The organism is Yoonia maritima, assembly GCF_003003285.1.
GTDB classification, from domain to species: Bacteria; Pseudomonadota; Alphaproteobacteria; order Rhodobacterales; family Rhodobacteraceae; genus Yoonia; species Yoonia maritima.
In genome coordinates, this window is the sequence record NZ_PVTP01000005.1 from 87132 (window position 1) to 99870 (window position 12739).

12 protein-coding genes are annotated in these 12739 nt (G+C 51.7%); 4 read left to right on the top strand and 8 right to left on the bottom strand.

The window, feature by feature from the left end; genetic code table 11:
* Nucleotides 1-132 precede the first annotated feature (132 nt).
* The 8 genes from CLV80_RS08995 to CLV80_RS09030 form a co-directional block, all read right to left on the bottom strand.
* Nucleotides 133-1239, bottom strand: coding sequence for a flagellar basal body P-ring protein FlgI (locus tag CLV80_RS08995; RefSeq protein WP_106357604.1), 1107 nt, complete (start codon nucleotides 1237-1239; stop codon nucleotides 133-135).
* Nucleotides 1239-2243, bottom strand: coding sequence for a flagellin (locus CLV80_RS09000; RefSeq protein ID WP_243394481.1), 1005 nt, complete (start codon nucleotides 2241-2243; stop codon nucleotides 1239-1241). Before CLV80_RS09000 ends, CLV80_RS08995 begins: the two co-directional genes overlap by 1 nt.
* 2 nt (nucleotides 2244-2245) lie before the next feature.
* Nucleotides 2246-3694 (bottom strand): flagellar hook-associated protein FlgK, encoded by a 1449-nt coding sequence (gene flgK / locus CLV80_RS09005; RefSeq protein WP_106357169.1) that lies wholly within the window; start codon nucleotides 3692-3694, stop codon nucleotides 2246-2248.
* Nucleotides 3695-3716: 22 nt separating this feature from the next.
* Nucleotides 3717-5036, bottom strand: coding sequence for a flagellar hook protein FlgE (locus tag CLV80_RS09010; protein WP_106357171.1), 1320 nt, complete (start codon nucleotides 5034-5036; stop codon nucleotides 3717-3719).
* 96 nt (nucleotides 5037-5132) lie between these two features.
* Nucleotides 5133-5972 carry a flagellar motor protein MotB gene (locus CLV80_RS09015; protein ID WP_106357173.1) on the bottom strand — a complete coding sequence of 280 codons (840 nt, stop codon included), beginning with the start codon at nucleotides 5970-5972 and terminating at the stop codon, nucleotides 5133-5135.
* 90 nt (nucleotides 5973-6062) lie between these two features.
* Nucleotides 6063-6470, bottom strand: coding sequence for a hypothetical protein (locus tag CLV80_RS09020; RefSeq protein ID WP_106357175.1), 408 nt, complete (start codon nucleotides 6468-6470; stop codon nucleotides 6063-6065).
* 198 nt (nucleotides 6471-6668) lie between these two features.
* Nucleotides 6669-7718: a Gfo/Idh/MocA family protein gene (locus CLV80_RS09025; RefSeq protein WP_207766546.1), complete on the bottom strand. Its 1050-nt coding sequence runs from the start codon at nucleotides 7716-7718 to the stop codon at nucleotides 6669-6671.
* A complete protein-coding gene (locus CLV80_RS09030; RefSeq protein ID WP_106357178.1) occupies nucleotides 7715-8497 on the bottom strand; it encodes a ThuA domain-containing protein in 783 nt (260 codons plus the stop codon). Before CLV80_RS09030 ends, CLV80_RS09025 begins: the two co-directional genes overlap by 4 nt.
* A 147-nt stretch (nucleotides 8498-8644) precedes the next feature.
* Here CLV80_RS09030 and idi point away from each other — a divergent pair, with 147 nt between their 5' ends.
* From idi to CLV80_RS09050, 4 genes are all read left to right on the top strand, one after another.
* Nucleotides 8645-9184, top strand: a complete 540-nt coding sequence (gene idi, locus CLV80_RS09035) for an isopentenyl-diphosphate Delta-isomerase (RefSeq protein ID WP_243394482.1) — start codon at nucleotides 8645-8647, stop codon at nucleotides 9182-9184.
* A 55-nt stretch (nucleotides 9185-9239) separates the two neighbouring features.
* Complete coding sequence (locus tag CLV80_RS09040) at nucleotides 9240-9770, top strand: gamma-glutamylcyclotransferase (RefSeq protein WP_106357180.1); 531 nt, start codon at nucleotides 9240-9242, stop codon at nucleotides 9768-9770.
* Nucleotides 9771-9923: 153 nt separating this feature from the next.
* Nucleotides 9924-11006 carry a biopolymer transporter ExbB gene (locus CLV80_RS09045; protein WP_106357615.1) on the top strand — a complete coding sequence of 361 codons (1083 nt, stop codon included), beginning with the start codon at nucleotides 9924-9926 and terminating at the stop codon, nucleotides 11004-11006.
* Between the two features lie 3 nt (nucleotides 11007-11009).
* Nucleotides 11010-12716: a peptidoglycan -binding protein gene (locus CLV80_RS09050; RefSeq protein ID WP_106357182.1), complete on the top strand. Its 1707-nt coding sequence runs from the start codon at nucleotides 11010-11012 to the stop codon at nucleotides 12714-12716.
* Nucleotides 12717-12739 lie beyond the last annotated feature (23 nt).

Here is a 12739-nt window from a genome sequence, read left to right on the forward strand (position 1 = left end):
CTAAAGCCCTGTTGAAGAGATTGGCCCCAAGGGCCCCAAGTAAAGTCGCATGGATTTGGGGTACGGTTCACCTCACTTTATCGCTATGCTTCGCCGTAGTTTATGGATGAGATATTGACTGCGATTAGGCCACTAACGGACGATGAATTCTGCATGTAGCGCTCCGCTAGCTTTGATGCTTTTCAAGATGTCGATCATATCACGTGGTGCTACGCCTAAAGCATTCAACCCTGCCACAACTTCGCTTAACGACGTTCCCTCGTCTACTTCAGCCAAACCGATACCCGGTTCATCAATAATTTCAGCATTCGTTCGCGGTACAACAACAGTTTCGCCGGGCGAAAATGGATTCGGCTGCGACACAAGCGGTGCTTCTTGTATCCTCAACGTTAGGTTCCCCTGGCTGACGGCCACGCGACTAATCCGAACATCGTCACCCATGACAATCGTTCCAGATCGTTGATCCACAACAACCCGGGCGCGCCTCTCGGGTTCAACCATTATGTTCTCGATACGACCTAGTACGTGTGCAGGCGAAGTCATCCGTGCTGCGTCAATATCAAGTTCTACAGTACCGGCATCCAACATGATCGCGACGCCACGACCAAAATCTGAATTAATTGCCAACTCGATACGGCCCGCAGTTGTAAAATCGGGGGTACGAAGCGCCAACCGCAAGGTTGTCATGCCAGCAAAGTCAAATGCCACTTCTCGTTCTATGGTCGCGCCAGAAGGAATTGCACCTGCTGTTGGCACCCCTTGCACAACGGATGCCCCGTCTCCTGTCGCCGAAGCGCCCCCCGCAATGATTGTACCTTGAGCGACGGCGTATATGTCCCCATCAGCCGCGTTCAACGGCGTCATAATAAGAGTTCCCCCCAACAAACTTTTGGCATCGCCGATCGCCGATACCGTAACATCTAGGGGACTACCTGCCCGAGCGAATGGCGGTAGGCTAGCTGTAACCAAAACCGCCGCTACATTCTTGGGGCGAAATTGTTCTCCGGTAACGTTCACGCCGAGACGTTCAAGAATATTACTTAGAATTTCTTCGGTGAATGGCGAGTTCCGAAGACCATCACCCGTTCCGTTCAATCCAACAACAAGGCCATATCCCACTAAATCATTGGATCGGACCCCATCAAATTCAACAAGGTCTTTGATCCGAATGGGTGACGCCTGCACCGAAAATGAAGTGAAAAAACCCACACAACACAGCAGCACTTTAAATATATTCATCATAGATAGCTCAGAAGAGATAGCTGCGACATCCGTGCGGTCACCGCATAGTGTGTTTCAAGCTGCAATTGCACCGCCTGCAAACGCGAGGCAGTATCGAACGGATCCACCGAAACAAGATCATTTTTTGCAATTTGAAGCACCGCCGATTGCGCGGACATCTCAGTCAATTCACGCGTAATGGTACCCTCTGAGGAGCCAACACGCGCTTGAACGTTAACAAGTTCACTTGAAGCCGAAAACAGCCCGATTCCGGCCTCTTGCAGCAGCCCGGAACGTGTACCCAAATCCAATGCAGGCATTTCATCCGCAATAGCGGCCAGAGCCGCGAATTTCAGTGTGGAACGGATCGCGATATCGTCGGCCCGAGCATCAACAGAAATGGTAGTGTCACCTGAAATGCGCCTTTCAACGACTGCCCCTGTATCCCCTTGATAACCCATTGTTGCAAAACCACCAGACGGGTCATCAAACCAAGTATCAATAGCGGCTGAAATTGCGGCCTGAGATGTGGCGCCGCCAATCGCCGTGACTATATCGCCAAGCATGTCATCAGCGCTAGCAAGCGGAGTGTTTTCAACATCTGCCCCGCCGAACAATGCCCGATCACCGACACGCGTATTCAGCAAGTTGACCATAGTGTCGAAATTTGATCTCGCCGTGCGCGATGCTTCAGTCACTTGCCCCTCTGACGCGTTGCTATTTATCAATAGCAGTTGACTACTTGTTTCCTGAGAAATCGTGTCGATCTGCCCCAAGACCAGCTGCATATTCGCTAAGGAGTTTTCAATTTCGCCCCCCGACGTGATGTAAGCATCCAAGCGAGACAGCGTGTGATTAATACCAGAAAGCTGCGCAGTTTCGCCACCCAGATGCTGCACAACATCTGTGACCCGCCCGGAAGACATGCTTTCAGCGAGGCCCGACAGTTCGAGTTTTATCGTCGACCCGTTACGCATAGTATTATACTGTTGTGCCATATCGCCTACAGAACTTATCGGCATGTCTAAATCTCCATAAGTCGTTGCATCATAAAATCTGCGGCCTCGAGCACTTTGGCATTGGCAGCATATGCCTGTTCGACACGCATTAACGTTTGCAATTCAATATCGGTGTCGACCCCATTTGCGAGTTCTGCCTCTCGCAATGTATCCCAGCGCGCCGCGGTGAAACTTAGTTGTTCTTCTGCATTCAAACGCACGGAACCAACTTCGTCGGTAAAATTCGCAACTCGGCCTATCGCAGACAGGCTCACCCCACCTGGGGCATCCGCCCGAGCGATATCAAGTGCGTCAAGCCAACTGTTCAATTGCGCAGCATTGCCTGACGGACCGGCAGTCACAGAGTTGATACCATCGCGTAACAAGCGAAGATCCCCCCCCTTATTTGGGTCGACCAAAGCATTGACAGATATCCGCCCCGCCAACCCCGGAATATCTCCAAGATCAAGCGCGCGCCCTTCGTCCGTCAACAAACCCATATCGCCTGCGGTTAGAGTTGGGTCAGTCGATGAATCCTCGAAACGGGCGATCAAGTCTACGGCAATTTCGTCGAGTGATTGCTGAACTGCGACCAACGTATCGTCGCGCATAGTAAAGGCAGCCCCAAGTGATCCACCATCTAACCGACCAATACCGCTATCTGAATCGATAGGTGCACCATTCAGCATGATCCCACCAAGCGCACCAGATGAAAATGTCATGTCCGCAGTAATGGTTGGCGTCGCCGAAAAACCGAACTCAACAGCCTGTCCATCTAATAGAGTCGTTCCCGTCGTTGTCATGAGACCAATTGTACCGTTTTCACGATCTATCTGACGTACAGGGACAATTGCGGATATTTCGTCGACGGCAGTCTGCCTCGCGTCAAGTAAGGCAGACACATCGTTACCGCTGCCTTGCATACGCAAAATATCTTTATTCAAATTTTCGACCTGTTTAAGGGCCATATTCAAATTTTGAACATCATTCGCAATTGCCTGATCTGCCTCCTGACGAAGTGCTTGTACATCACGCGTGTTGCTTTGCAGGGTCTCAGTAACCCCTTCAAGGCCGCTGAAAACAGCAGTTAACCGTGTTTCGGACGCGGGATCGGTCGCGGCACTAATCAATGCATTTTCGAATGTAGCCAGCTTCGCGGAAAGCCCATGTGCGTCGCCGATACCTCCGATGCTTTGCTCCAGGCGTGTCAGCGTGTTTACTGTATCTTGTTGTCCGCTCAACGCAGCGTCAGCCAATCGTCTATCGGCTAATATACCAGCGTCAACGAAACGGTTAATGCTGACGACTTGCACCCCGCCACCAACATTACCGACCTGAACCGAAGATAGCTCAACCGCACGTTTCCCATACCCGTCTGTCAATGCATTTGACAGATTTGATGAAATGACTTCTGCCATACGTGACGTCGAAGTCAGTCCAGAAATCGCGTTATTGAGCGCGCTTGTTAAGCTCATCTCCCGTCACTCCAATATGCGGTTAGCGTTTAATATTCGTGGTTTCTTGCAGCATCTCATCCACCGTCTGGATGACCTTGGCATTCGATGAATAAGCACGTTGCGTTTGGATCAGTTCAGTCAATTCACCTGCTACGTCGGTCGCCGACTCTTCGCGAGCATAGCTTGCGATATCGCCAGTTGGCCCGTCACCGGCATCCCATAAAAAGAATGATCCACTATCTGGGGTCACCCGATAGCTTTGCTGATCGAGCGCTTCCAAGCCATTCATGTTCGGGACATCGACCAAGGGGATTTGATACAAGATACGGTTAGTTCCGGTATCAAAACTCGCGCGCACATAGCCACTTTCATCGACTTCAACAGAAATCATGTTACCAACGGGGCTACCATCCTTTGTCACGGATACGGGCGCAAATGCGTCAGATAGTTGGGTCAAACCAGCCGAGCTTCCGAGTTCGCCAATGTTGATCTCTAACGGGCCGCCATCGACATTGATCACCAATGCACCTGTAGCGGGATCATACGCACCGCCGGAGCCCACGTCTGTGACGCTTGCCATTGTTCCGCCATCGCCTCGGCTATCGTCAAATGTCAAAACGTACAAGCCAACCACATCGGGATTTCCATCAGCATCAAGGTCTGATTCGCTATCACGAATTTCCATTGTCCATTCGTTTGATGCACCTGTCGCGGGCACGGTCGGTGTGAACGAAAAGCTTAGCGTTGAAGACGCACCAAGGTTATCAAAATATTCGACGGACAGCGTTTCAACATCACCATCGGAACCTTCTCTGGCAGAGGTTGCAGGCAGGTTCACGGCCATTTCCACGGTCGTTGTTGGTTCACCAATAAATTGATTTGCGTTGATCTGAATTGGCTCAAGCGCATCAGCAGAATCGCGTGGATAAGTTGGAATTGTTCCATCCGCGGACGCAGGAATACCCATGAGCACCAGCCCACCAGTTGTTTGAAGATAACCTTCGGCATCAGTCCGAAACGATCCGGTGCTTGTTAGCATCAAGGGGTTATCTTCACCTGCAGCGACTGAGGCTTCTGAAGTCACAGGAAGCATTCCCCGCCCCCGCACCGCCAAATCAGTCGAGTTCGACGTCGATACGAGCGCTCCACGTTCGTCAATCAAACGCGTCGTTGAAACCCGAACCCCACCGGCAGAATAGCTTCCCTGTCCGCTTTCGATGACCATAGAGTGAAAGTCCGTAACCGCGCGCTTATATCCGTAGGTCGAGGAATTTGAGATATTGTCAGAAATCGTCGCTAGGCGCGATGCATTCGCCGCGAGCCCCGCAACGCTCGCGTTCAGTGAAGAGGAAATGGTCATAGCTGAGCCTTTCTGCGTCGAAGATCATTTGTCCCCTCATGCCTAATGGCTCAGAATTAACGTCAGCCTAACGGATAAAATTCAACTTACTTCTGGCTATCGGTCGGACCGCAGCAGGACCACCTCGACACGGTTGTTCCGTGCAGCGGTCGGATCAGGAACAGCAGAGGTACGATCACCTGCCCCGGTCAGACGCGTAATCCGGCGTGGATCCAGCCCCCCCGCCTCAAGCATCAGACGCATTTGAGCGGCGCGCCCAGTGGAAAGTTCCCATATCGGATTATCAACCGCGAGAACCGTCTTTGCCCGCAAATGCCCTTTTACGACGACAGGGTTAGTTACGACCTGAAATAAGCGCGCAAGCATTGCGGCAATTTCAGCTGTCACCGGATGAGGCGTCGTCGTAGCATCAACGAATAACGCGGCATCGGGTAGATCAAATATTTCGATAACCAACCCTTCGTCAGTGAGGCGCGTCACGATATGGCGCAATGCCTGATCTGACAGCATGCTTTCGCCACCGCGCCCCATCAATACCTCTTCGATATCGCGCAGCGCTGCCACCTGAGCGGCAACTGCGGCAGCTTCACCTTGATCGGCGTCATCGACACGCACAGGATTCGCGCCAATAGTCGGTTGACTGATCCCGGTGCCATTCATCGCAAGGACATCTTCCGAGAAAATACTGTCGCCACCAAATGCGCCGGAACCACCCCCGGAAATGCGATTGATCGGAATCGTAGGAGAAAAGTAATCCGCGATACCTTTGCGCTGTTTTTCCGTTGTCGCGTTCAGCAACCACATCAGCATAAAGAACGCCATCATCGCTGTGACAAAATCAGCGTATGCAACCTTCCAAGCGCCACCATGGTGACCGTCACCAGACACCACTTTTTTTCGTTTAATAATTATTGGCGCAGCTTTTTCGACACCCATCTTACCACCTCGTTATTCACCCAATAACAGAGGTAGACGCGAAGCAATGAACGCATGATTAATGGTAAAATTAGCTAAAAATATGCCTTATTAAACGTCATTGCGTCCCTGCGTTTGTACATATTCTTCGTTTATCAACAAAGGTTTGCTCAAATGATCGCGTAATTCTGCCTTTGCATCTTCAAGCGCGTCACGAGAAGCTAAAAACGCACGGGTCAAGGCAACGAACGGCACGCCAAACTCTGCCCGTTCATCACAAGCGCGCAAGTCTTCTTCGATAGCATAAAGATCACATCTTGCCTCGTAGAGGTGCAACCGCATCCGATGAAGATCAACGTCGTCTGGCAAAACACGATGCGCAAGCCGATCTAAAAGATTTTTCTGACGTCGCGCAGCACCATTTTGGCATCCAGTCGCGTCGTTTTCTATCTGCAGCTGCAACAAGGCAATACGGTCAATCAAGTCAGCAGCAGCCAACGGTACAAGGATTTCATTCATTTCAAACCTTCCAATCCGTATCGACACAACGCACGGGTAACCGCGATCTGTATAGGCATTGCAAATAAGCCCTACCGCAAAAGTATTTCTGAAATGTTTGCGCTTATCCGCACCGCGCACGGCAAGGGCGAAATTTCATAATAGAATTCAACCCTAGTTGCGGATAAAAGTCAAAATTAGCACCGTACGGTGCTAATCTTATAAGACTTGATCGCGTGATCCGTCTGTGTCTGACTTAACGGCCATATCTAAAACACGTTGTAACGCAGCGCCACGCGCAAAGTCAGGGTTGGTCATCGTATTTGCACGAACAGCATCAATAAAGCGGGAATAATTCGTCGGAATAGTTTCCGGTGCAATGTCTGTCCAAGCCCCTGTCATCATGTCGCCACCGATGCACGACCTTAGCGTGCTGATTTCATTTTCGAAACGCACCTCAAGCCCGCCTTCGGTACCGAACAAACGCAGGCTTAGGTCGTTGATATGACCGCTTGCGAACCGACTGGCGTGAATGACGCCCACCGCACCATTTACAAGCTCGAGCTGCATCGTCATGCTATCGTTTGCATCCAGCGGGTAGATACCAATTTGATCATTTTCCGCTTTGTGAAACGTTTTCAGACGACAAGAAACGCGCGCTGTGTCAGACCCAGCTGCAAATGTTGCGTAATCCAGAATATGGACACCAACATCGCCCAACACGCCCATTGATCCATGTGCAGTCGATAAACGCCACAGCCATTGATCTTCGGTCCGCCAGTCGCCCCATGTTGGTTGGGTAAGCCAACTTTGCAGATAGGATGCCTCGAAATGGCGCACCTCACCAATCTTGCCCGCGGCAACCATTTCCGCGGCCTGCATCAGCGCGGGAACGTTGCGATAAGTCAGGTTGACCATATTCACGACGCCCGCGGCCTTTGCAGCAGAAACCATTTCGGCCGCATCTTCATAGTTTGCCGCAAGCGGTTTTTCACATAGAACATGTTTACCCGCTGCGAGGAACGGGAGTGTTGTCCGGTGGTGTATTGCATCAGGCGTTACGTTAGACACCGCGTCAAATTCCCCCCAATCAAGCGCATCTTGCACCTGATCAAACGCATGTGTGATGCCGTGCTTGGCGTTAAATTCGTGTAAGTTAGCTGCGTTAGGGTCCACACCGGCAACGACCTGTACATCTTCCATCGCGGCATAGGCTTCGGCGTGTTGGTTTGCCATTCCACCGGTACCTACGATCAAAACACGGATCATCGGAAACCTTCCTCTCCGTCTTGGTGCAGACGTGCGCCGCGTTCCTCGATAGGTTCAAGCGCCTGATCGACAGGAACGTTTGGTGCGTCATTCACTCCTGCAACACGGGGGGCTGGGTTATAGGCCCAGCGCACTGCATTTTGCAAAACACGCTGCACGTTCGCGTCGTGATATGTCGGATATGTTTCGTGACCGGGACGAAAGTAAAACACGTTCCCTGCGCCGCGTTTATATGTAAGCCCGGAACGGAATACTTCGCCACCTTGGAACCAACTGATGAACACCGTCTCGAGCGGCTCTGGAACGCCAAAAGGTTCACCGTACATTTCTTCGTTTTCAAGTTCAAAGTGGTCAGGCAAGCCCGCCGCAATCGGATGATTACGCGATGTTACCCAAAGCCGCTCTCGTTCTCCGGCCTCTCTCCAGGTCAGATTACAAGGCGTTCCCATCAGCCGTTTAAAGATTTTAGCGAAATGGGCAGAGTGCAATAAAATAAGGCCCATTCCCGCATTCACGTGGTCTGCAACGCGCTCAACGACCTCATCAGATACATCGCCATGCGCCGCGTGGCCCCACCATAACAAGACATCGGTTTCGGCTAACCTTTCTTCGGTCAGCCCATGTTCAGCATCTTGTAACGTCGCGGTGGTGGCTATCACCTCATCATCACTAATCGCATCCGCAATCGCACTGTGCATCCCGTCAGGATAAATATCAGACACAACTTTATTAGTCTGCTCATGGACATTTTCGCCCCACACAACCGCACGAATTGTCATTTCAATACTCCATCTCAAAGCGCTTTGAGAGAACGTTGCGCCAGAGTTTTTTGAAACGCAAGTCGCGATCTAACGTGGGGCATTGTGTCGGGGTGTAATCCAAAGGTTTCATGGCTATATGTGCGGCGAACAAACTAGGCCTGACCAATGCCACAACAGATGATTCCCTCATGGGTTTACGGGACATTGACCCCCGTCGAGAAATTAGAAGTCCATGAAAAGGGCTTAAAACACAAGGCCGTGAGCGTCTTTGTGATGAACCGTGGGCGGGTGTTGATCCAGCAGCGCGCGCTGGAGAAATATCACACACCCGGCCTATGGGCGAACACTTGCTGTACCCATCCAGAATGGAACGAGACCGACAGCGATTGTGCCATGCGCAGACTGGAACAAGAACTCGGGATCACAGGACTATACCCCAGCCACCGTGATCAGATTGAATATCGCGCGGATGTGGGCAACGGGCTTATCGAACACGAGGTCGTCGAGGTATTCGTCGCCGAGGCACCCGATGACCTGACATTCACGCCAAATCCCGATGAAGTCATGGCAACACGCTGGGTCGATTTTTATGATCTGTCTGCCGATGTGGCGCGGCACCCTAAAAACTATACCCCATGGCTAAAGATTTACCTCCAAGAGCATGCCACAGCGATCTTTGGCGATTTAGGGAACAGCCCGCGCTAGGTCTTTTCGTCAGGGCCATTCCAGTGTTTATGGTTGTTAGGAAAAGGAAAGTATCATGTCGCTTTGGGTTTTCGGATATGGGTCATTGCTATGGAATCCCGGCTTTGCACCCGCAAAAGCGGTCAAAGCCTGCCTGCATGACTACCACCGCAGTTTCTGCATGCTCTCGATCCATCATCGCGGATCAGAAGACGAACCCGGTCTTGTTCTGGCACTTGACGCAATGCCCGGTGGGCGATGCACAGGTATGGCGTTTCAAGTCGCCCCTGCCGAAGAAGACAAAGTGCTTGGTGAGCTGCGCGAACGTGAACTCATTTCGTCCGCCTATGTCGAAGAACATGTCGACCTAAAGACTGACGACAATGACACGATTCGCGCTTTGGCTTATGTCATCGACCCTAATCATGTGCAGTACTGCCAATTCGACCTTGAACGGCAGGCACAGATGATCGCGACAGCCATCGGCGGTCGTGGCCCGAACACAGAATATCTGTTCAATACGGCTGCTCATCTAACGCAGCTTGGTATCCGTGACGCCGATATGACGTGGCTGGTTGACCGCGTGCGTGCCTTGACTGCAACATAAATTCATCACCATTATTATTTTGTGCATGGCGATCGGCCGTTAATGTTATGAACCAATAGAAGAATTCAGGAATAAGGACTCCCTTCTGTGTCGGACAAACGGGAAGCCAAAGCGCAGCCAAAATTTTCGCAGCCAATTCGGCAAATCATTTTCATGCTGGTCGTTCTGGGACTGGTCGGAACCGGTTTCTACATTGGGCTGAACCAGATCGTATCGATCTATAAATCAAACCCATATTTAAATGGGGTGATCCTTGCTGTCTTTGGGCTGGGGGTGTTGTCCTGCATCAATCAGGTTTTCCTATTGATGAAGTCAGTTCGTTGGATCGAACACTTTGCCAAAGAAACGGGCGGTCACAACTTTACCAAAGCACCTTCACTGCTGGCGCCTTTGGCCACATTGCTACGATCACGCGGGGCGCGCACCCAAGTTTCATCGAGTTCCGGCCGATCAATTCTTGATTCTGTCGCACAGCGGATCGACGAAGACCGTGAGATCACACGTTATATTGGCAATGTTCTTATCTTCCTTGGGCTTTTGGGGACATTTTACGGCTTAGCAACGACTGTTCCCGCATTGGTCGATACCATTCGTTCCCTAAACCCAGCCGAGGGCGAAAGCGGTGCAGATGTGTTTGGTCGGTTACAGGCCGGTCTCGAAAGCCAGCTTGGCGGTATGGGGACTGCATTCTCTAGCTCATTGATGGGCCTTGCCGGGTCGTTGATCGTTGGTTTGTTGGAACTCTTTGCTGGCCACGGTCAAAACCGTTTCTACCGCGAGCTCGAAGAATGGCTATCGACGATTACACGTGTCGGAATCGACGGCGAAGAAGGTGGCACAACCGATCTGGGTGCGATGGATTCCTTTGTTGATCAGCTTGGCGAACTGATGGACACAATGCAGGTCATGATTGGCCAGAATGAAACCGAACGCGAGACAACCGATACTCGTTTCGCCAGCCTTGCAGCCGCTGTTGAACAATTGGCGCACACCACCAAGGCAAATGATAACAACGCGCTTCTCACACGGGTTGCTGACGGCCAAGACCGGTTGATCAAAAAACTAGATGACAGCGGCATGGAAGGTATCGATGCCGAAAGCCGTATGCGCCTACGGTCAATCGATGTGCAGTTGCTGCGGATTTTGGAAGAAATGTCCGCCGGACGACAAGAAAGCATCGGCGACTTGCGCGCCGACTTGGCCACATTGGCAAGTGCAATCAAGGACAGAGGTTGATCCATGGCGCTAAGCCGCAGATCATCGAACCGTTTCCAAAACGCAATCTGGCCCGGCTTTGTCGATGCTATGACGGGCCTTTTGCTCGTCTTAATGTTCGTTCTTACCATATTCATGGTGATCCAATTTGTACTGCAGGAAACCATTACCGGGCAGGAAAGCGAACTAAACACGCTTCACGACGAGGTTGCCGCGCTGGCAAGCACCCTTGGGCTTGAACGTAACCGCAATGATGCGCTGACTGCCAATCTCGACGCAGCGAATGCCGAAGCCACACGCCAAGCCAACCGCATTGCATCGCTAATTGCTGACCGAGAAGCACAAGAGCAGGCTCTGGCACAGGCCCAAACCGAGATCACACAGTTTGAGGCACAAGTCGCCGGATTGCTTTCAGACATGAATGCCGCCCGCAATAACGTTGCCAGCTTGGAAGCTGAAAAATCGCAATTACTTGCTGATCAAGCATCGCTCATATCACAGCAGGACGCGCTGAATCTTGCGCTTGCACGAGCGCGCAGTGAAATTGACGCCAGCACAGAAGAAGCCCGCCTATCAGCTGCCCGTCGCGAAGCGCTTGAAGCGATGGTCGCAGATCTTGAAACACAAGCGACAGATAAAACTGCGCAGCTATCAGCATTGGAAACAGCGCAACTCGCTGATGCGGCTGCGGCTGAAGCATTGCGCGAACGTCTTGCCAATGCTGATACAGAACTGACCGCGATGACGCTGAACCTTGAACAGCAACGTCGGGATGCCGAAGAAACGCTGACGCTTTTGGCTGCGGCACGGGCTGCGCAAGACGAACTCGACGCGATTAAAAATTCGCTTTCAAGTGAAAATGACGCCTTAAGCATCCAACTCGCCGAAGCCCGGGCTGCGCTCGCGCAAATGCAGGGTGATCAGTCGAACCAAGTAACGGAAGCCGCACGACAAGCGCAATTACTTGCGATGGCAAACGAAGCCTTACAAACCGAAGAAGCCGTGTCTGCGGAAAGCCAGCGGCAGGTTACACTGCTTAACGAGCAGATCGCAGAAATGCGTCGCCAAGTTTCAAACTTGCAAAGTTTGTTAAACTTGGCAGAAGACTCCGATCGCGAGGCACAAGTTCAGATTGAAACACTTGGGTCCCAGCTTAACACCGCGCTTGCACGCGTCGCATCTGAAGAACGTCAGCGCCGCGCGCTCGAAGAAGCAGAGCGTATTCGCCTAGAAGCCGAGGCCGCACGCCTGCGCGCCGAAACCCAAAATCTTGAACAATTCAAATCCGACTTCTTTGGCGAATTGCGTAAAATCTTAGAGGGTCAAGACCGTGTTAGGATCGAAGGCGACCGCTTTGTGTTCTCATCCGAAGTTCTGTTTGAACCGGGCAGCGCACGGCTTTCATCACTTGGCGAAGCCGAAATTGCAAATATTGCTGATATTTTGCGCGGTATTTCCGATGATATCCCATCAGGGATCGACTGGGTGATCCGCGTTGACGGCCATACAGATAACATTCCTGTATCGGGTGGCGGCCGTTACAGTGATAACTGGGAACTGAGCCAAGCACGGGCTCTTTCGGTGGTGCGTTTCATGTCCGAAGAACTGGGTATTGATCCGCGACGTCTCGCTGCGAATGGATTTGGAGAATTCCAACCGCTGAACCCTGCAAATACACCGGAGGCGCGCGCGCAAAACCGGCGTATCGAACTAAAACTGACCGAGCGATAGAAATTCTTGCGAAAATCATAAAC